Origin of the sequence: Dyadobacter sp. (assembly GCF_051859145.1) — a bacterium.
Classification (GTDB): domain Bacteria; phylum Bacteroidota; class Bacteroidia; order Cytophagales; family Spirosomataceae; genus Dyadobacter.
Genome location: NZ_JBHYGF010000585.1, coordinates 1 through 18,052 on the forward strand (window position 1 = coordinate 1; position 18,052 = coordinate 18,052).

General features: G+C 43.9%; 16 protein-coding genes. 3 read left to right on the forward strand and 13 right to left on the reverse strand.

Annotated elements, in window-relative coordinates:
• Positions 1-295: 295 nt before the first annotated feature.
• The 7 genes from ACTIE6_RS25240 to ACTIE6_RS25270 form a co-directional block, all read right to left on the reverse strand.
• Positions 296-829 (reverse strand): hypothetical protein, encoded by a 534-nt coding sequence (locus ACTIE6_RS25240; RefSeq protein WP_439559257.1) that lies wholly within the window; start codon positions 827-829, stop codon positions 296-298.
• A 5-nt stretch (positions 830-834) separates the two neighbouring features.
• Positions 835-1,530: a hypothetical protein gene (locus tag ACTIE6_RS25245; RefSeq protein ID WP_439559258.1), complete on the reverse strand. Its 696-nt coding sequence runs from the start codon at positions 1,528-1,530 to the stop codon at positions 835-837.
• 5 nt (positions 1,531-1,535) lie between these two features.
• Positions 1,536-2,045 carry a hypothetical protein gene (locus tag ACTIE6_RS25250; RefSeq protein ID WP_439559259.1) on the reverse strand — a complete coding sequence of 170 codons (510 nt, stop codon included), beginning with the start codon at positions 2,043-2,045 and terminating at the stop codon, positions 1,536-1,538.
• Between the two features lie 76 nt (positions 2,046-2,121).
• Positions 2,122-4,746: a BT4734/BF3469 family protein gene (locus ACTIE6_RS25255; RefSeq protein WP_439559260.1), complete on the reverse strand. Its 2,625-nt coding sequence runs from the start codon at positions 4,744-4,746 to the stop codon at positions 2,122-2,124.
• Positions 4,747-4,810: 64 nt separating this feature from the next.
• Positions 4,811-5,101: a helix-turn-helix domain-containing protein gene (locus ACTIE6_RS25260; RefSeq protein ID WP_439559261.1), complete on the reverse strand. Its 291-nt coding sequence runs from the start codon at positions 5,099-5,101 to the stop codon at positions 4,811-4,813.
• 133 nt (positions 5,102-5,234) lie between these two features.
• Positions 5,235-6,800 (reverse strand): hypothetical protein, encoded by a 1,566-nt coding sequence (locus ACTIE6_RS25265; RefSeq protein WP_439559262.1) that lies wholly within the window; start codon positions 6,798-6,800, stop codon positions 5,235-5,237.
• Positions 6,791-8,014, reverse strand: coding sequence for a tyrosine-type recombinase/integrase (locus tag ACTIE6_RS25270; protein WP_439559263.1), 1,224 nt, complete (start codon positions 8,012-8,014; stop codon positions 6,791-6,793). The genes ACTIE6_RS25265 and ACTIE6_RS25270 overlap by 10 nt, the downstream gene beginning before the upstream one ends.
• 343 nt (positions 8,015-8,357) lie before the next feature.
• On the opposite strand from ACTIE6_RS25270, the gene ACTIE6_RS25275 reads away from it, so the two are divergent.
• The 3 genes from ACTIE6_RS25275 to ACTIE6_RS25285 all read left to right on the forward strand — a co-directional run bounded on the left by ACTIE6_RS25275 (position 8,358) and on the right by ACTIE6_RS25285 (position 11,308).
• Positions 8,358-9,203 carry a chromate resistance protein ChrB domain-containing protein gene (locus ACTIE6_RS25275; RefSeq protein ID WP_439559264.1) on the forward strand — a complete coding sequence of 282 codons (846 nt, stop codon included), beginning with the start codon at positions 8,358-8,360 and terminating at the stop codon, positions 9,201-9,203.
• 168 nt (positions 9,204-9,371) lie between these two features.
• Positions 9,372-10,559 carry a chromate transporter gene (locus ACTIE6_RS25280; protein WP_439559265.1) on the forward strand — a complete coding sequence of 396 codons (1,188 nt, stop codon included), beginning with the start codon at positions 9,372-9,374 and terminating at the stop codon, positions 10,557-10,559.
• A gap of 11 nt (positions 10,560-10,570) precedes the next feature.
• Positions 10,571-11,308, forward strand: coding sequence for a DUF2490 domain-containing protein (locus tag ACTIE6_RS25285; protein WP_439559266.1), 738 nt, complete (start codon positions 10,571-10,573; stop codon positions 11,306-11,308).
• Between the two features lie 55 nt (positions 11,309-11,363).
• Here the strand turns inward: ACTIE6_RS25285 and ACTIE6_RS25290 are convergent, their stop codons facing one another.
• The 6 genes from ACTIE6_RS25290 to ACTIE6_RS25315 form a co-directional block, all read right to left on the reverse strand.
• Positions 11,364-12,278 (reverse strand): helix-turn-helix domain-containing protein, encoded by a 915-nt coding sequence (locus tag ACTIE6_RS25290; RefSeq protein WP_439559267.1) that lies wholly within the window; start codon positions 12,276-12,278, stop codon positions 11,364-11,366.
• A gap of 10 nt (positions 12,279-12,288) precedes the next feature.
• Positions 12,289-13,218 (reverse strand): alpha/beta hydrolase family protein, encoded by a 930-nt coding sequence (locus tag ACTIE6_RS25295; protein WP_439559268.1) that lies wholly within the window; start codon positions 13,216-13,218, stop codon positions 12,289-12,291.
• A 273-nt stretch (positions 13,219-13,491) separates the two neighbouring features.
• A complete protein-coding gene (locus ACTIE6_RS25300; RefSeq protein WP_439559269.1) occupies positions 13,492-15,315 on the reverse strand; it encodes a RagB/SusD family nutrient uptake outer membrane protein in 1,824 nt (607 codons plus the stop codon).
• A 45-nt stretch (positions 15,316-15,360) separates the two neighbouring features.
• On the reverse strand, positions 15,361-15,585 hold the full coding sequence (locus tag ACTIE6_RS25305; RefSeq protein ID WP_439559270.1) for a hypothetical protein: 225 nt from the start codon (positions 15,583-15,585) through the stop codon (positions 15,361-15,363).
• The gene (locus ACTIE6_RS25310) at positions 15,582-17,219 is read right to left on the reverse strand and encodes a TonB-dependent receptor domain-containing protein (RefSeq protein ID WP_439559271.1); all 1,638 of its coding nucleotides are present in this window, start codon (positions 17,217-17,219) and stop codon (positions 15,582-15,584) included. Before ACTIE6_RS25310 ends, ACTIE6_RS25305 begins: the two co-directional genes overlap by 4 nt.
• Positions 17,101-18,052: TonB-dependent receptor plug domain-containing protein (locus tag ACTIE6_RS25315; protein ID WP_439559272.1), on the reverse strand; the 952-nt coding region annotated here is incomplete at its 5' end. The genes ACTIE6_RS25310 and ACTIE6_RS25315, both read right to left, overlap by 119 nt.

Sequence of the window (18,052 nt, forward strand, 5' to 3'; positions counted from 1 at the left end):
AAGATTACTTTTTGAAATACGTTCGTCAATCTTCTGTTTTTGTTCTTCATTTAGCCATACAGAATAATGAAGTCTCTTCTGCCTTTTAGACGGCAGCGACGGTCGGCCTTTTATCTTTTCCATTTCTGTTTTTTTTAAATATGAGCCCAAGCGAATATTGGGGTTTGGGGTATCCCCAACAAGTTCTCGCCTGTACGCTCGCTTTTCGCGACGTACAGGCGATAGCTTGCTTTTAAACCGTTTGTATAGGATGGTTCAACTGGGATCAATTAGGTTTAAACCGGTTTAATTGGTTTCATTTTCGTCTAATTGGGACCAATACACGATTGTTCTTCTTGTCATACAGGTAGTTACGAGCAAATTCCACTTTATCGCCTTCAATTGGTTCAACTACAAGAAATTCATATCCATCCTGGTTAATAGTCTTACCATTCAGATAAATGCTTTGAAATTTCTCGACAGCGGGGTGCTGATTAACAAACTCGCGCTTTTCAGAAAAATCTGTTTGGGTTGTGTATATCCAGATAATTGAACAGATACCGAGAATACCGGTCAATCCATAAAGTAAGTGGTTGCCCAATCCATAGAAAAAAGCTTGTTGTTTGTTATCAAAACGGACCTGGTGTACCTGACCTCTAATTTTTTCAGAAGCAGCGCTGATTTCCTGAATACTTTCAGAAAGTTTTGAGCTGTTTTCCCTTCGTAATAGCGCAACCGCTTCGTTCACCTCGTGCAAAATGATTGCAGTCCAGTCATCCATTACAGTGGCATATTTTTCCGTGTACCGCCCTTTAATCCGGTTGAGATACTCTTGGTTAACCTCTTGCATTGATCCTAAAAATTAATGTTTTCAGTAAGTTCTTTCCGCATTCGGAGTTTCGATCCAGGGCTATACTGTTCAAGAGGAATACCCAGTCGTATGGAGTCCAGAATCTGCCCACCCAAATGGCTTTGAGGATCAAAATCTCCAAACTTGCATAATTTCAAACCCAGCTTTTCACAGTTTTGCTGCAACTCTTTTAAAAGCATTGGTTGGTGATTAAATGTCGTGATCGATGCCCATACTGTGAGGGATGCTTTATTATCAACGATCCTGTACAGGTTCTGCAGAAACTGGACTGAGGGAATGTAAGCGCTTCCACCGCCAATAACGATGTGATAGTTAACTTTCATTTGAAGCATCTCCATAAACTCTTCAAACGGCAAATCTCTTTCAATCAATGCAGGAAACTGCTCTGACTCAGGCGCTCCAAAATCAAAAATGATTTCTTCAAATGGTGTGTTTACTAGACTCTCGAGATATGATACTAGATTATCCCGCACCAAAACCTCCTTTTCATTCAGAAGAGAAACAGCCTCCAGTCTGTTTCCGCCCAGAAATTTCAGTTGTCTCATCGATGACTTAGTGCTGCAATCCAGGTCAACAAAAGCCGTGGACTCCGAATTTTGACTTTTTAAACCGATTAGAGCTGCTAGCAGGCTTTTGCCTACTCCTCCTTTGCTCTGCATGATAAAATGTACTTGTTTCATGATCATTAGGAAAATTTAGTTTTTAAAATGTTTTGATTGCTGCCTACTTCATCCGGATTCGTCCAGGAAACAACATCTGCCGGTCGTTCTTGAAATATTGCTTCCGGGGCTTTGACATTCACTGCCATAGAAGATTTGGGGACGATTTGCAGCTGGCCTTTAAAGTGGTGTCTGATGTATTTGATATCCCGTACAGTGACCAGGTTAAAGCCCAGATCTCGATTAATCCGTTCCTGTATAAATTTCAACGAGGCGTCCATAAACAGCCAGGAAGAATAAGCTTTAAACAGAGCGAGTTGCCTCCTTCGGTCTTTACACTCGTAAAGTTCTTTTATCGTTTTTTTGTCCATTCTTTTTATTTTTTGATATGTCTTTTCCTGCCACGCCTCAACTATTTGCCACAACGTATTTAACTTACTGTGGATAAGATCATTATATATTTTTCCGCGTGGCTTTTTAATGCCACACTCTGCCACAATACCACAAATGCCACGCAATGCCACGGAAAATGCCACGTATTTTTATGACATAAATAATTGATATATAGTCACTTAATACCCTTTATACTAAGCGTGGCAGCGTGGCATTTTTTCAGCCGATTTCAAAATCGAATTTTTCTTTCAAAATTTTACAATCGATTGAAAATGAATCTCGTGCGAAATCAATTTTACCGAATTCATTTTCTTTTGCAAAACGAAGCTTTTTGAAAAACTCAGATTCAGGCTTATTGACCAGTTGTAGAAGCTCTTCTCTCAGTATGTGAATGGATGGTGGTGCAACTTCAAACCGGTTCAAACGCTTAAATTCAAATTCAAACTTTTTGTAAACTCTCCGAAAATTAATTGTCACGTCAGAGCTATTCAATCGGTAATGAACATTTGGAATCAGCGCTCCTCTATCCAATAGTTCCTGAACTACGCCGAAGAATTCCTGCAACGATGATTTATCCTTCGAAATTTCTTCTGACGTTAGTATTGCCTTTTTCCCATGCTCCAGGAAAAAAGAAAGGACGTCGTCATCATCCGTTAGTCTTATAATGTCTTGTTTTGCAAGAATGTATGGGACGGACAAAAGCTGAGCTACATTATATATGTATCGGTGATTACTGATATGGTACGGCTCCAGAGACTTTTCAAATGCAGACTTTAAATCCTGATACGCCTTTTTATACTCAGCCTTGATAACATCTCTGTATGACCAAAGTTGTCTCAAAACAGAGGTGATACCCTTTTGTTCCAGCTCCACAAGGGCTTTATATGCTTCCTTTTGAATATTGGATGGCTTTCGATTATTGTTAATTATCAGCACTAGACGGCTAAAAAAAGGTTCATCAGCTGGTAAATCTGGTAAAAAATTGGAGGCAAAGCCAACGGTACATTTTGGAACCAGGTCAATGGTGTCAATGTAATTTTCCGAAAATTGATTGAGTTTAGAATAAGCCTTGTTATCGAATGAGGCTTGAAATAAGGGAGTGAGCGGATGGTTTGGGTAGTATTCGTCGCCAAACTGAAAACCATTGTATCGCTGTTCCATTTTTGCGACGACGGCTGCTTCAGTATTTTTTCCCTTTAAATTAACAGTCATTCCCTTTCCATCAGTGCCGAATACGTAGTTCAAATGGATGAATGTTGTACTCTTGCCCGATCCGGCAACACCCGAAATAAAGAGCATTGGTGAAAAGTTATTGATCTTGACGCCTATGTCCCGGAATATGCTGAATAGCAAAAAGGAAGCGGCTAGAAAGCTTATGTACTCGCCTTGCGCCAACGAGAATAACTGAAACCAGTCATTAAACGTTACTTCATTTTCTGAATACTCAAATGCCGAAGGAGCTCCTTTCTGGTAATTGGGAAGCTTGTAATACTGGTCGTCAAAATTTATGATGCCATGAATATCAGGCTTTAGTAATGATCCTGTTTTACTTATGGCTAGGTTAGAGAAAAAATAGAGCTCAGAATTAGGCTCCATTCCATACCGCAAAACGGATTGAGCCACTGGGAAAGTGGTGCTTAGAAACAGAAACTTCCTCAATTTTTGCAATTGGAGTGAATTTAAAGAAAAACTGAGCTTGTATGCCCCGAAAATCTTCTCAATTGCTTTTGCTTCAAATAGATCATCGTGCGGAATAGTAATGTATAGATTCTCTTCATCTGGACGCTGAATTTCGATTAGCCAGGTGATCCGATCCTTTTCATCTTTTGTTTGATACTTGATAAATACCAGAAAGTTTTCAGCTATCGTAAAAGCTCCCTTTCCTGATTTTACAACGATTTCAAAGTTTTGTAAGTCATACGTTATCACATTATCCCTGATAAATAGGTCATTTCTGGTTATTGACTCGCTTTCTGATTCGATATTGCTTCTTTTAAGAATAGCAATTCCGGCATCTTTGGCAGCCCTGAAAAAATAAGCAGGTGATGTGAATTTCCCGTTTTTCAGACAGTCAGAAAATTTCTGATCCGTTGTGTCAGCATTATATGAAGTATTTTTTGACGATACTTGATGGAAAATCTCCCTGCCATTCTCGCCAAACGTCGCCAAAGCAAAACCAATCTTAATCCAATTGTCATACCCTTCGGTTATATCTACAACGGAATTGACTATACGTTCAGCTACCAACTTGGCTCTTTCCAAATCTGACTGTTGATATTTTACAGAGCTTAAACTTGACGGAGGCTTAACATCATAAACCGCAGCAAATAGATTTATACGTGCATCTGGGTCATAACTTACAAAACATGCCCTAACAGCGTCCTTGCCAGATTTATCAGCCTGGATACCGAACTGATTCTTGAAATAACAAGCAAGTGACTCCCAGGCTAGCTTGAAATCAGTTGTCGCAATTTTTACGACAATCTTCAACCCATTCCCCGAAGGGCTTACAAAACAGAGGATCACATACTTATCCTTACAAATTTTGCCCTTGATTCTTTCTAAGCTTGTGACATTATCAAAGTCAATGCATATGAGTCCAGAATATTCTTTTATGTTACGTGATGACCGCTTTTGTTGTATAATCGCACCAAAAACAAAGTAATCAAGTTTCTTTTTAAGTTCGTCAATTAGAGACTTTTCGTTAGCTTTACGTATCAATTCTATTTGAGTTTTGTACTCATCAGAGCGTATAATTTGAAAGGCCTCTTCTAACGTTAGGTTTTTTGCGGGTATTGTATTTCCTATCCCTCCCTTAAAGAAGGAGAATTCAGGTTTTTCCATAAAGGTTAATTTAGACTACGGTGAGTAGCTTGAAAAGATTTGCAGAGCGTGACCATGGCGGTGGTTACGCTTTTTTTTGACCCCGTTTTCTCCCATATTCGAGTAATTCGGCCTTTGAATAAAGGTATCTACCGTTGAAGTTATAATGCGGTAGGGCTTTGTGCTTGCGCCACTCTATAATGGTAGCGACAGAAATCTGCATAACTTTTGCTGCCTCCGCCTGTGGGATCAGTTCATCAAGTTCTTCCGATGATTTTTTTTCTTTTACAAGCGATAAGCTGTTTGCCTTTTGAAGGATGATTTCAACGGCCTTTTCTAAGTCTCCCTTGGCGTGGGAATAAAGTTGGACTGACATGATTTTTAACTGGTTTAAATGAAACATGCATGACCTTAATGATCAATGCAAATTTCTAGTGAAACCAGTCAGATTTGACTTAGGACCCAAATTTCCGAATCAAAGCCTTGAAAATCAGTCAATTATTTCAATATCAACCTTTTTTGTTATCCCACTTACTTAGACCATTTTTAATTGTCTTTTCAGAATTGAAGGAATTTGGAAGTGCTTGGAAAAGGATTTCGGCCAGTTTTGTCTTAGTGATTGACTTAAATTCATTTGATAGTGCTGCCAGGGCGGTATAAATACTATCCCTATTGTTCTTAAAAAAATCTTCATCCTTATATCGTCCAGTAGGAATATTGTACTTTTTGCTACCTTTTTCAACGAAATGGTCATTAACTAGTTTTCGGATATCAGACTTATTATTGCTGACCAGCACGACTGTTTTATCGCTTTCAAGTTGCCTGATAAGATAATCAGAGACATTTTCTTTTTTACACTCATCTATTTCACAAATAATCCTGGGAGTAAGATTGGATAATAGCTTTTCAATTTTTTCATTTTTTTGAGCAAAAACGTCCAGCTTTCTTTCATGTAGACTACTGATGCCTGCCGCCACCTTACCAAGTTCTTCTGCTGCTGCAAAATCGCGATGGATGGAACGTTCATTAATCAAGTCAGTGATTGACTGGTTTAACTCAATCAGATTTTCCTCTGTGGCGCCATTTGATTTAATCATTTTAACATCTTCGGAGATCTCGTCCAACCTTTCAACGAAAACTGTCAAATCCTGATCGGACTGACTTTTCTTAACGGAATTTTCCACATACTCCCGTATTTCGGAAATTTTCAAGGCATCGTTACCGTTTTGAGCGATGCCTTGTAGGCGACGCTCTATTTCACGTAACCTCTCATCCAACATTTTAGATGCACTTTCTTGCCGGTTTAAGGCCACTATTTTATTAAATCGATCACTTACCAGACTGGATTCATAATGTAAACCCAGGTTATCACCGAATCTAAAAGAGCTGGATTCCAATAATATGGATACCAAGAGCGAAAGATGATATTCATGAAGATCAACCGCTTCATTCAATAATTGTATTTCACGCAGCTCAGAATAAATATTCTTTTTAAATTTTGAATAGAACAGCGTTCCAATATAGTGCCGAGATTCAGAGTTTTCCAACCAATAATCGAACCTTTCAAAACTTATCGCCCAGCCAAGTTTGGCGATATAATTTTCCTGAAAAAAGTCAATGAGCCGACTCTGCCCTAAGTGTTTAATATCTAGCTTACTAAGCCTTCGTAAAATAACTCCGTAAACCTCTCTCCGCTCAGCTTCATTGAGCGAATTATAATATCTAACACTCGATGAATATTTATAAAAAAGAAAAAAGTCCTTATCTGCACTGATAACTGAATGTAATTTGTAAGATAGTACACAAGCACAGCAAAACAGACCCGCAGAAAAACAAATTGTTATCCAGTCTACGCTGATACTCAAGAGGCTATATATGACATAAATATTAACAAGAATGTTAAATCCAGGAAAACTGTAACGAAACCAACGAAAGGAACGAAAAAACAGAAAGTTCATAATTTTTTGAGATTGAATCTCAAAAACACCTCTGCTCAAATACGTGAAATATTTTTGTGCAAAAAAAGTCAGCACTGTCACTACTATTCCTATCGCGATGTAATTTGTCATTTCCATGCGTTGTCCATTTGAGAATCAGTAAATGCTTCTGTGACTTTCATATATTTATCAAGAACCGCATCTCTCTTAATGTTCGCAATCTTCTTGATCGCTTTCGGCTCCATACCCAGAAGCAAAGAATTTGTAATGAAAGTCTTACGGGCAGTATGACTGGTAATAAATTTGTATTTGGGCTGCGTGATTGATTTCTTCTCCACCCCAATAAACCAGTGTGCAGTAAATTGTTGGATAATACCGGCTAACTCGCAACATTCCTTAATATAGTCATTGAATTTCTGAGAAGATATAGTGGGCAAGGGCTCGTAAACAGTGTTTTTATACTTCTCAAGGATCGCCTTGGCATATCTATTTAGCTTAATAGCGTGATTTTGAGTTTTTGTTTTTTGAATAGATATCACAATGTGCTCATCACTGATATTTGCTAAATGCAGCTTGGATAGGTCTGAAAATCTCAATCCGGTGAAACATCCCATGCAGTAAAAGTCACGCACATGTGCCAGTCTATTATTTTCAAAATCGTGATTGTACAAGCACATCAGCTCCTCGAAAGTTAGGTAAACAATGTCTACGTCATGTTCCGAAGCCCGAAAATCCTCAAACTTCCGATTCTCGTTGTAGCCTTTCTTTATGCTCCACCTGAGCATGCTTTTCATGACCGCTACTATTTTTGCGAAATAGTTGTTTTTTATTTTCCTCTCCTTAATAGCGTATCTTGACAGCTCTTCAAAAAAGACGTCATTGATGGAATCAAACGAAATTTTCGATGCGAAATCCATTTCAAACTGCTTCAAGAAATTCATTACTGAGGTTTGCGCTTTTACGGTATTGTAGGTTTTGGTAAGCTTTCCACCATCAATAAACTCACCAAAGCATTCGAAGAACTCGATCGTGACTGCTTTAATTTCAACCTCGCTGTCGAACTTACTCAGGAACAGCTCCTTTGAGAATGGTAGTTTGTTTGCTCGGAAAAAGAAAAAGATATCGTTTATCCTTTCCTCTACTTTCTGCAATTCATCATTAATGTGATGGTAGTTATTGCTTGGTTCTTTTTTAAGGTTCGGTTTAACCCTGGATCCGTCCCAGTATTTTTCTTGAACCGACACACCTACATTACGCCGGATTCGGACGCTATCAGCCCGCAGAACAAACTGCACGGGCATTAATCCACTTGAACTAACTTTCTCCTTTCTAAGCTCAAAACTTACTTTCATCTCTATTAAAACCAGTTAAGTGTAGTTAAAGGGTGGTCAAAAGGGTGGCTAAATGTAAATCAAAAGTAGATAAACTCAATGCCAATACCCATACCAAAAACCCTGCAATACTCAAATATACTGATATATAGATGGTTAAAACTGGTTAAAAGCAATCAAAAAAGTATGGTACTCCGGCTCTGGGTACAAAAGCCCTTCAATGAAAGTTGAGGGGCTTTTTTCTTTTCATATCGTCCCAATGTTGCAATTCCTCCCTTGTTTTCCTTTCACTCTTAACGCAGCCTGACAAACCATTCACCTCCGATGCTATATATTTGACGGAGAATCAATCATGTAAAATGGGATGAACTGGATAACCCGCGAGCGGCCCAAAATTGACAGAATCGCCTGCCCCTGGCTAATCAGACGTTTCGTTGATCCGGATGCAGTTTTCTACTATGTGCCTTTTGAAGACGTACTGACGAAAGCTGCCGAGCTGGACGCCACGCCGTTTGATATTCCCGGTGTAGAGTTCACGCATTATGAAGACCGCTGCACATTCGATTACATTATTGAGAAATTCAACATAGAAGATGCTGCCGTCAGGGATATGGCGGTGATCGTGCGGGGCGCGGATACGGACATGCATTCACTGGCTGCCCAGAGCTCGGGACTTTGGGCGATCTCAGCCGGGCTCGGTTTTAACTTCACGGACGATTACGAGCTGCTGGAAAAGGGAATGCTGATATACGACGCACTTTACAGCTGGGCCAAACACTTACAGAAGCAAAGGCACACGCAAAACCCCACCGAAAAGCTGTTACTCGAAGTGTTCAATGCTTACATCAGCCAGAAAACATCTCAACGAGGTAAAGCTCCGGAATGGGCCAGACAGCTGAAAGAGATTATTCAGGACCAGATTGATACCAATCTCAATTTAAGTCTGAAAGAGGTCGCAGCCGGGCTTGATATGAATCCCGCTTATGTTTCTAGAGAGTTCTCCAAATATTTCAGTGATATGTCCTTCGGCGAGTACATCAGAAAGCTCCGCATTGAGAAAGCGATTGAACTGCTTACCAACACCTCGAACAGTCTGGCCGAGATAGCTTACCTGACTGGTTTTTCAGACCAAAGCCATTTCAACCGCATATTCAAGCAACATACCGGTCAGAATCCGTCACTTTTTAGAAAATCTTTATCAAAAAAGTAAACTCCATACAAACGGGTCATTTCTGTTCTATTTTCTAAATAATGGGTTTGATAGTATTGCACCATCAACCAGATTATTTGTGGAAATGGAAAAGCAGACACTTATCGCGGGAAGCGAATGCCCCACGGCAACATCTATGATTGTAGCTGGACTAACCGGAAAGCTTACATGGAAACCTTGACACCTCCTAAAATAGCACAGTATAGCCTAACCGATCTGACCAGGTATTTTCTTAAACTTGGAACACTAGGGTTTGGCGGACCGGTAGCATTGATCGGCTATATGCACCGTGATCTGGTGGATAACCGTCAATGGATTTCCGAGGAAGAGTACCGCGAAGGTTTGGCACTTGCACAACTCGCCCCCGGGCCCCTGGCTGCACAACTGGGAATCTATCTTGGCTACGTACATTATGGAATCTGGGGAGCTACGCTTACCGGCCTGGCTTTCGTGCTCCCGTCATTCGTGATGGTCGTTCTGCTGGGAATGGCTTACAAGCTATATGGTGGACTGGCCTGGATGCAATCTGTATTCTATGGCGTCGGCTCGGCAGTAATTGGTATCATCACGCTAAGTTGCTACAAACTCACGATCAAATCGGTCAGCAAACTGGAATTTACGGCAATGAAAGACCGCTGGCTATTATGGCTGTTTTTTATTGTGATGGCAGTGGTTACTGCAATAATCCAGCGGGAAGAAGTTTGGCTTTTTATTATACTCGGACTGGCTTACATGATCATCAAGGCCCCGCCAAAATGGATCAAAAAGCCCTCCAAATCCTTATCTGTGGTGCTGTTGGTTACAACCGGGTTCTGGGAATTTGATGGCAGCAAACTCTGGCAACTCGGTCTGTTCTTTACCGAGGCTGGTGCATTTGTGTTTGGCAGCGGGCTGGCCATAATTCCCTTTTTACAAGCCGGAGTCGTCGGAGAAATGGGCTGGCTTAACGAGCAGCAGTTTTTGGATTCGGTTGCCGTGGCGATGATCACACCTGGCCCGGTGGTCATCACTGTTGGGTTCATTGGCTTTCTTGTTTCTGGTTTCGCAGGTGCGAGCGTGGCAGCGCTGGGCGTGTTCCTGCCTTGCTTTATATTTACGGTACTGCCCGCCCCGTATTTCAGGAAAATATCAAAGAATGAAAGCATCAAGGCATTTGTTGACGGTATTACTGCGGCAGTTGTTGGCGCATTGGTAGGCTCTGTCGTCGTCATTGCTTCACGGTCGATCGTTGACATCACCTCAGCGCTTATTGCGCTGGCATCGATTCTCGGTTTGATTTACATCAAGAAGTTACAAGAACCTTACATCATCCTGGCAGCGGCCATAACCGGCTATTGCCTCAAAACCTATCTGTAAATACTTATACAATGATCAAGAGATTTTTACCAGCACTCATTTTACTTCTTTCCATCACGGCAACTGCGCAAAAGCAGGTTAACACCCATAGTGGGGTTTGGCTCGGGTATTTTAACCAGAGCAGGCTTACGGATAAATGGGGAATATGGCTTGACCTCCACGCAAGGCGCACCGACTTTCTGGACCGATGGGCAACCCAGATTATCCGTCCGGGTATTACGTATTATGCCAATGATCACCTTCGTTTTACGGTAGGTTATGCGTATGCGAGAAGTTACCCCGCAGCAGGTCTTCAAACCGTGCGACCTGAAAACAGGTTATGGCAACAGGTTCTTTGGACGAGCAGACAAAAACGATTGCAGACCCAGCAATGGATCAGAGTTGAAGAACGCTTTAACCGTAAAATAGCCAATGATCAGCTTCAGGACGGATATAATTTCAATTTCCGTTTCCGCTACCTTCTTAACCTGATGGTGCCGTTGAACCGGGACTTTATTGAACCTAACACCCTTTTCTTCGCCTTCAATGACGAGGTTCATATCAACGCCGGCAAAGAAATTACATACAACGTTTTCGATCAGAACCGGTTGTTTTTCGGGCTGGGCTACCAGTTTACCAAAGGGTTGAATGTTCAGGTTGGCTATATGAATCAGTTTCAGCAGTTACCCGCAGGCAACAGGTTTAACAGCAATAACGTGCTGCGCATCTTTGCATTTCATAATCTGGATTTCCGTCAAAAAAGTAAGTAAGTACACGCTAAATTGGGAGCAAATGCGCTTGCACGTGTACTGTACCCAACTAAGCTTAATTGAAGGAACGCCTGAAATCCAATGGCGACACGCTGGTTTTGAGCTTGAAAAGTTTGCTAAACGACTGGGGATGTTCAAACCCTAATGCATACGCTATTTCGCTTATCGAAGCATCGCTCGTCGACAATTGTTCCTTTGCCTTTTCAATCAAATGGTTATGGATGTGCTGTTGTGTGTTTTGTCCGGTAACTGACCGCAACATATCACTTAGATAACTCGCACTCACGTTTAACTGCTCAGAAAGAAACTGGACAGTGGGTAGTCCCTGCATTTTTGACGGTGATGACTGAAAGTAGGCGTGTAAAATGGCCTCAACCTTTTGCAGGAGATCGTTGCTTACTGCCTTTCGGGTTATGAATTGCCGGTTGTAAAAACGGTTAGCATAATTCAGCAGCAATTCGATCTGAGATATCACAACGTCCTGGCTGAAATTGTCAATTCTGCCTTTTAATTCCTCTTCAATACTTTCAAAAACAGAAATGATCGTGGTTTTTTCTTTTTCCGATAAATGCAGCGCTTCATGAATGGAATAGGAGAAAAACCCATACGCTTTGATCTTCCTGGCGAGCTCGTAACCCAAAAGAAAATCCGGGTGGAAAAGTAAAGTATAACCCGATTGATCACTTAGTGGCTCGTGACCTCCCGTGATCTGATTCGGCGAAACAAAAAACATTCCTCCCTCATCAAAATCATAGTAATGCTGCCCGTATCTAAACTTCCCCTGGAAGTTCATCTTATAGGAGATCTTGTAGAAATCCAGAATGTGGGGGTTGGGAAGCCTTTCCAGCGGAACCGTCCCCGCCGCATTATTGATCAAACTTACCAGTGGGTGCATAGGCGCCGGTATGTCCAGCGCCTTATGCAGCCTTGATAAGGAATTGAATCTGTGGCTAGATATGTCATCCTTCATAATGCCTGTTTTAATATTTACTTTCAATGCTGCCTAATGCACCCGGTACGCCGTTAAGCGATCTTTTGGCTTCTTCCCAGCTTGCATCGCTCGGATCAAATGTACTCCGAACATAGGCAAGAATGCTTTCACATACAAAGGCAACACGCTCCGGATTTTCATCACTTGTTTCCCGGGCATCATACCCTGAAATGCCGCCGAAAATATGCTCGGCTCCAAATACCGTCAGCAGGTCCTTTGGGCCGGGACTTAGGTAATAAGCGTCTGCACGCCAGTTGTCCACATCCGAAAACATGAGGTTGATATCTTTATCGCCATTTACAACAAGTGCTGGCAAAGTCATGGTGCTGAAATTGCCTGCGGCCAGCACTGGATAATGCTGTCTGTTGACTCCGTTAAAGCCTTCCGGTCCGCCTGATGCGCCAATCAGCACCAGTGCTTTCAATCTTGGTTCTGCGGCATTCACTATTTTACCTGTTGCGGGGTCAGTAACTTCCATACCGGCCAGCATAGCCACAGTCTGCCCGCCCATGGAGTGGCCGACGGCAGCGACTTTTGTCTTATCAACTCTACCGCTCAACCCAGGTACTGTGGCAATTATTTCGTCTAAATGATCAAGGATAAATGTCATATCCGATGCCCGTGAACTCCAAAACAGGGGTGCTTCGGGAAGAGATGCGGGAAGGCCAAGCGCTCTGGAATTTTGATGTGTAGGTTGAATAACGACAAACCCGTTTGCTGCAAAAAAATCAACCATCGGACTATACCCTCTGTAAGAAGACAGAAAGTTGGAGGGACCATGCCCATGCGAAAGAAGAATGACCGGCAGGTTGTTTCCACTCGCAGGAGCAGAAACTTTCATTTCAAGGTCCACGTGACGGCCTGCAACTGGTAATACAACCGGACCAAAGCTCATGATGGGTGTTTGTGACTGTTTCATAGTAGGATTGATTTTGAATTTTGTGATATGCAAAGTTCATCAGTCCTGAGCCACCCGGCTTAGTGAAATCGGGGCATTACGTAGCCAAACTCCGGAAAACGGATCCATTACCAGGTTCATTTACTTAACCCGCTTCATTTTTGCAGATCATCCGGCATTTTTTCCATTGCCGGAAAAACAAAAGAGTGCAGACGATTGAAACCAACCATCTGCACTCTTTTCATTTTTATGCATTCACTCCCGATTATTTCCCCGAAAGAATTTGATCAGCCACTATTGCCACAGGGGATGTTGTTTCAAATTTGGATTAACTAGGATATCCTGATTGCTGACAGGACGGTAGTAGTATTTTTCGGGAAAACTAAATATGTTGTTCTGTGCTTTGATCCTGATAAATCCTTTATCACCACCGGTCAACTCAAAAGGCGACGCATTTAGTTTATATTCAAAAATCTCAACACCCGGATATTGCTGACGTACCTGCTCCATTCCTTCGCCAGCTTCTGAAATGTAGAATTCCGGTACCCCGTCGCCTGAGATGTCTACTGCCCCGAGTTTGCCAATGTAGATTCCCACCGGTGTTTCAGCAGCAAGGTTTGCTACTTTCCAGCGTTTCAGATCGTTCAGGCGAAAGCCTTCGCAGGCAAGTTCCACGCGACGTTCACGGCGCAGTTCAAGTACAGCCCCGCGCTGCGCGGAAGTAACATTGGGGTACTTGCCGGCAAGGCGCGCATCGATATTTGCCAGCCAGTCAGCCAGCACTGGTGCGGGCATTCCTACCCGGTCGCGCAAGGGTTTGATCGCCAGGTCGAGGTCAGCCTGCGTGAGCTCACCCAGTTCTGCTTTCGCTTCACAGTAGTTGAGATAAACCTCTGCCAGCCTGAAAACAGGATTATCGGTATGCCCGCGTCCGCCCGCAAGGTCAATCTGGTCTGCATCTGTCGGATACGATTTCACCTGCGGGTATCCGCCTATGTTCCAGTTCGGGTAGGCGATCTTGGGATTTCCCGGCATTTTAAAGCCCGGCTGCATGAATGTCTGATTCAGGCGGGGATCCCTGTTCTGGAACACCTGCCAGTAGGTCATGGTCTGGTAACCGGCTACCTGCTGGAACGGCACTGCTTTTCCATTCTGAACTGCCAGATACGCTTCCATTAAGTCACGCGACAAACCCGTATTTTCATTAAAAACCGCCTTTTTGGTATTGGTAACACCTTCGGCGAGGTTGTATTCCCGGATCAGGATCATTTCAGGATTACCGCTCAGACTTTCGCTGTTGAAAAGTGCTTCATACGCCCGTTTGCGTTCGCCAGCTCCATTGACAGTAAAAATTGAGAAAAGGCCCGTATCCATAAGTTGTTTCGCCGCATTACGGGAAACTTCCAGAAAACGGTTTCCATCGTTCAGGCCCAGCTCCTTGCGGTATTTTCGCGTGGTACCTTCTTCAAGTGCAATGCGGCTCTGCGCGGCTAATGCAGCGTACTTCGTCAATCGTGTCTTAGAAACTTTTCCATCAATAGAAGGCTTGATATGCTCCACTGCAAAAGCCAGGTCCGCCATAATCGAATCAACTACCACCGCCCTGGGATCCTGGGATTTGAATAGCAGTTCATTGTCGGTAGTCTTTAATGTACGTCCATACCAGGGCACATCAGAATATTGCCTTACCAGATCGTAGTAATGCATAGCCCGAAAAAAACGTCCGATTCCGACAAAATGATTGATATCGGCAGCATTTCCGGTCGTCTGATTGACCCTTTCGAGCATAAAATTAATCGTGCGCAACCGGTTCCAGTGTGCAGCCCATTGACCCACATTGTCGGGATTGACCACGCCTCTCATCACCATATACGCATACTCATTATCAATCGCTGTAGCTACTACATTGTCCGATCCCCGGTCATTGACTGGATCGGGCAGGTAGGTGTAAAATTGATTGGAATAAATTTCAAGATCTGCAGGTGTAGCGAAGAATGCATCCGCAGTGATCTCCGTTTCGGGGCGCACATCTAGAAAAGCATCGTCGCAACTGACCAGCAGGATGGTTGCCAGAAGCGTCAGGACCAGGGATCTATGTTTAAACAGCTTGGTTTTCATAACAGATACAGAATGAAGTCATGCATGCACATGACATTTTGAGATTTAGAAAGTTACATTCAGGCCGCAGGAGAAGACGCGCTGCAGGGAATAGGCGATCCCGCCCCCATTGCTTGCACGTCCGGCAAGTTCCGGATCAACCTGGTAAAACTTAGGAAGCTTGCTCCACGTAAACAGGTTATCCCCGCTGGCAAAAACGCGTACCCTACTCAGACGGACCGCTCTGGCGGCATTCGCGGGAAGCGTGTATCCGATGGAGAGGTTTTTCAAACGCACGTATGCGGCGTTCTGCAGGTAGCGGGTCTGCTCGACGGCCATTTCCCTGCCGGGTGTCTCAGCAATGCCGGGTTTGAGGCGGGGATAGAATGTATCAGTTCGTTCAGGCGTCCAGTGGTTATCACGCATGTGCGGGGTGAGGTGCGTCCATTGCGTAGCGTAGTAGCTGTAAAACTCGTAATCCGTCGTAGTGCTGCGGTAAGTTGGGTAAAAATTACGTCTGCCCACACCCTGGAAAATGCGCCTACATCAAAACCTTTCCATTCGCCGCGTAGGTTCAAACCAAATGCATAGCGCGGCTCGCTATTGCCGATGATTGAATAATCGCCGTGGTCATTGAGTGTCCATTGTCCGCGATTTACTTTTCCATCCCCGTTAAGGTCAGCGAATTTGAGGTCACCCGCTTCGAGCGGATACGCATTGGAAGATACCTGCGACTGATCTGCGTGGGACTTCACTTCGTCATTGCTGCCAAAGTAGCCCAAAGTGGTCAATCCCCAGATTTCGCCCAACCGCTTTCCTACATAATGGTCGTCCAGCGTGCCGGTCGCATTGTCGTACCGGGTGATCCTGGCGCGGTTATCCGAAAGGATAAGGTTGAAATTGTATCTGAAATCATCTTTACCAAGCTTAAACCCGTCGCGCCAGCCCAGGTTAACTTCCCATCCTCTGGTTTGCAGGTCGGCCGCATTGACATTGGGAGCAGCCGCGCCGAGTGTACCGGGATAGGTTTTGGCCTTGGTGAGCATATCCTTTGTGTCTCTGATGTAAAGGTCACCCGAGAAGGACAGCCTGTCGCGCAGGAAGTTCATATCGAGCCCGAGGTTACGCGTGATCACGCGTTCCCAGGTGTAGTCGCCCGCCACTAGTCCAGGAGCTGCAACGGTCATTGGGCGTATACCGTCCAGCATGGCATTCAATCTTGAAAAACCCATGGTAGGCATATACCCGAACACACTGCTGGCCTGGTTCGCAAGCTGTCCGTAAGATGCCCGCACTTTCAGGTGACTTGCTACCGGAGTCAGGAATTCCATAAATGATTCGTTGGAGAGTACCCAAGCCACCGAAGCCGAGGGATTAAAAACAAAGCGTTTGCCTTTCGGGAAGCGGGAAGATCCATCATAGCGGCCATTCATTTCCACAATGTATTTATTGTCAAAAATGTAGTTCAGCCTCGCAAATCCGCTTCGCATTGCCCACTTGGTGACGCTCTCCTGCAAGGATATGGTACCTGTTGCGAGCTGCGGCGTTGGGAAAGTAGGTGTCACAAGCCCCACCCGGTCGTAGTACAGATACTGATTTCGGTACGATTCCTGGCTGTAACCCGCCATGATGTTCACGAAATGCTTCTGCGCAAATGTTTTGGTAAAATTCGCATAGGCGTCCATGTAGATCTGGGTGCGGGGTGTGGTGCCTCTCGCAGCTGCATTGTTACCTCCCGAAATGAAGGGCAGGCTCGGACCGCGTTTATAGGGGACAGAAAAATTACCCCACTGATTCAGCGTCAGATTATTGGTATAGGCAAAATTGCCCTGCAAATCCAGCACATCTTTCAGTAAAGATACCTTCGTGTTGAGCGAGGATTGAAAGAGATTGTTCGTGGTTTCTGCCTGGCCACCGTCGATCATTTTGAACACCCGCCGACGACCAGCCGCCTTCCGGATTGCGCACTGCCTCGTAAGATCCCATTGTTTGGGAGTAAAATAAAAATGAGTCGCTGAATGCGCTGGGGCGGGCGTAGCTGTTACGCATAAAGCTGGTGTTGTTCCCGATCGTCCACCAGTCGGTCACCCTGAAATCCAGCTTGCTGCGGATATTATAGCGGTTGAAATCTTCGGCAACAGGTTTCAGCAGACCATCTTCATGCTGGAAATTTCCCGACAACAGATAATTAACGCGATCTGTTTTACCGGAGATCTCAATCCCGTGCTGTGTTGAAAATGCTTGTTTTCTGAAAATCTGATCATACCAGTTTGTACTTTCAAAATAAGTCCAGGAACCACCGAACTCCATAAATTTTGGCAGGCTCGGGTCGTTTTGCAGCCGCTGGGCATATTCCAGCACGTGCGCGCCGAACTGAAAAGCGCCCATTTGATTGGAGTACCAAAAGTTAGTATACGGGTCTTCCACGATCTGCGGCCGGTAAGTCGGCTGCTTGATCACAAAGTTGTTGTTGTAGCTGATCTGCGGTTTTTCAGTCCGCCCCGATTTGGTTTTAACCAAAATCACCCCGAAAGCCGCACGCGAACCATAAATAGCCGCCGAAGCTGCATCTTTCAGCACACTTACATTTTCAATATCCTGGGGATTGAGGTTGTTCAAAGCAGCGGCGTCCATAATGATGCCGTCAATAACCACCATCGGACCGTCGGTACCGTTGATCGAATTCTGGCCACGGATGTTGTAGCTCGGCGAAGTGTCTGCCCGGCCATTCCCTACATTCACAGATAGATTGGCAACG

What these genes read in the sequence shown, in the direction of transcription:
- ACTIE6_RS25295 (WP_439559268.1), bottom strand. Translation starts at nt 13,218, where the DNA reads ATGAAACAGTCACAAACACCCATCATGAGCTTTGGTCCGGTTGTATTA.
- ACTIE6_RS25275 (WP_439559264.1), top strand. Translation starts at nt 8,358, where the DNA reads ATGAACTGGATAACCCGCGAGCGGCCCAAAATTGACAGAATCGCCTGC.
- ACTIE6_RS25265 (WP_439559262.1), bottom strand. Translation starts at nt 6,800, where the DNA reads ATGGAAATGACAAATTACATCGCGATAGGAATAGTAGTGACAGTGCTG.
- ACTIE6_RS25240 (WP_439559257.1), bottom strand. Translation starts at nt 829, where the DNA reads ATGCAAGAGGTTAACCAAGAGTATCTCAACCGGATTAAAGGGCGGTAC.
- ACTIE6_RS25280 (WP_439559265.1), top strand. Translation starts at nt 9,372, where the DNA reads ATGGAAACCTTGACACCTCCTAAAATAGCACAGTATAGCCTAACCGAT.
- ACTIE6_RS25245 (WP_439559258.1), bottom strand. Translation starts at nt 1,530, where the DNA reads ATGAAACAAGTACATTTTATCATGCAGAGCAAAGGAGGAGTAGGCAAA.
- ACTIE6_RS25300 (WP_439559269.1), bottom strand. Translation starts at nt 15,315, where the DNA reads ATGAAAACCAAGCTGTTTAAACATAGATCCCTGGTCCTGACGCTTCTG.
- ACTIE6_RS25255 (WP_439559260.1), bottom strand. Translation starts at nt 4,746, where the DNA reads ATGGAAAAACCTGAATTCTCCTTCTTTAAGGGAGGGATAGGAAATACA.
- ACTIE6_RS25290 (WP_439559267.1), bottom strand. Translation starts at nt 12,278, where the DNA reads ATGAAGGATGACATATCTAGCCACAGATTCAATTCCTTATCAAGGCTG.
- ACTIE6_RS25270 (WP_439559263.1), bottom strand. Translation starts at nt 8,014, where the DNA reads ATGAAAGTAAGTTTTGAGCTTAGAAAGGAGAAAGTTAGTTCAAGTGGA.
- ACTIE6_RS25310 (WP_439559271.1), bottom strand. Translation starts at nt 17,219, where the DNA reads ATGATCGACGGTGGCCAGGCAGAAACCACGAACAATCTCTTTCAATCC.
- ACTIE6_RS25285 (WP_439559266.1), top strand. Translation starts at nt 10,571, where the DNA reads ATGATCAAGAGATTTTTACCAGCACTCATTTTACTTCTTTCCATCACG.
- ACTIE6_RS25260 (WP_439559261.1), bottom strand. Translation starts at nt 5,101, where the DNA reads ATGTCAGTCCAACTTTATTCCCACGCCAAGGGAGACTTAGAAAAGGCC.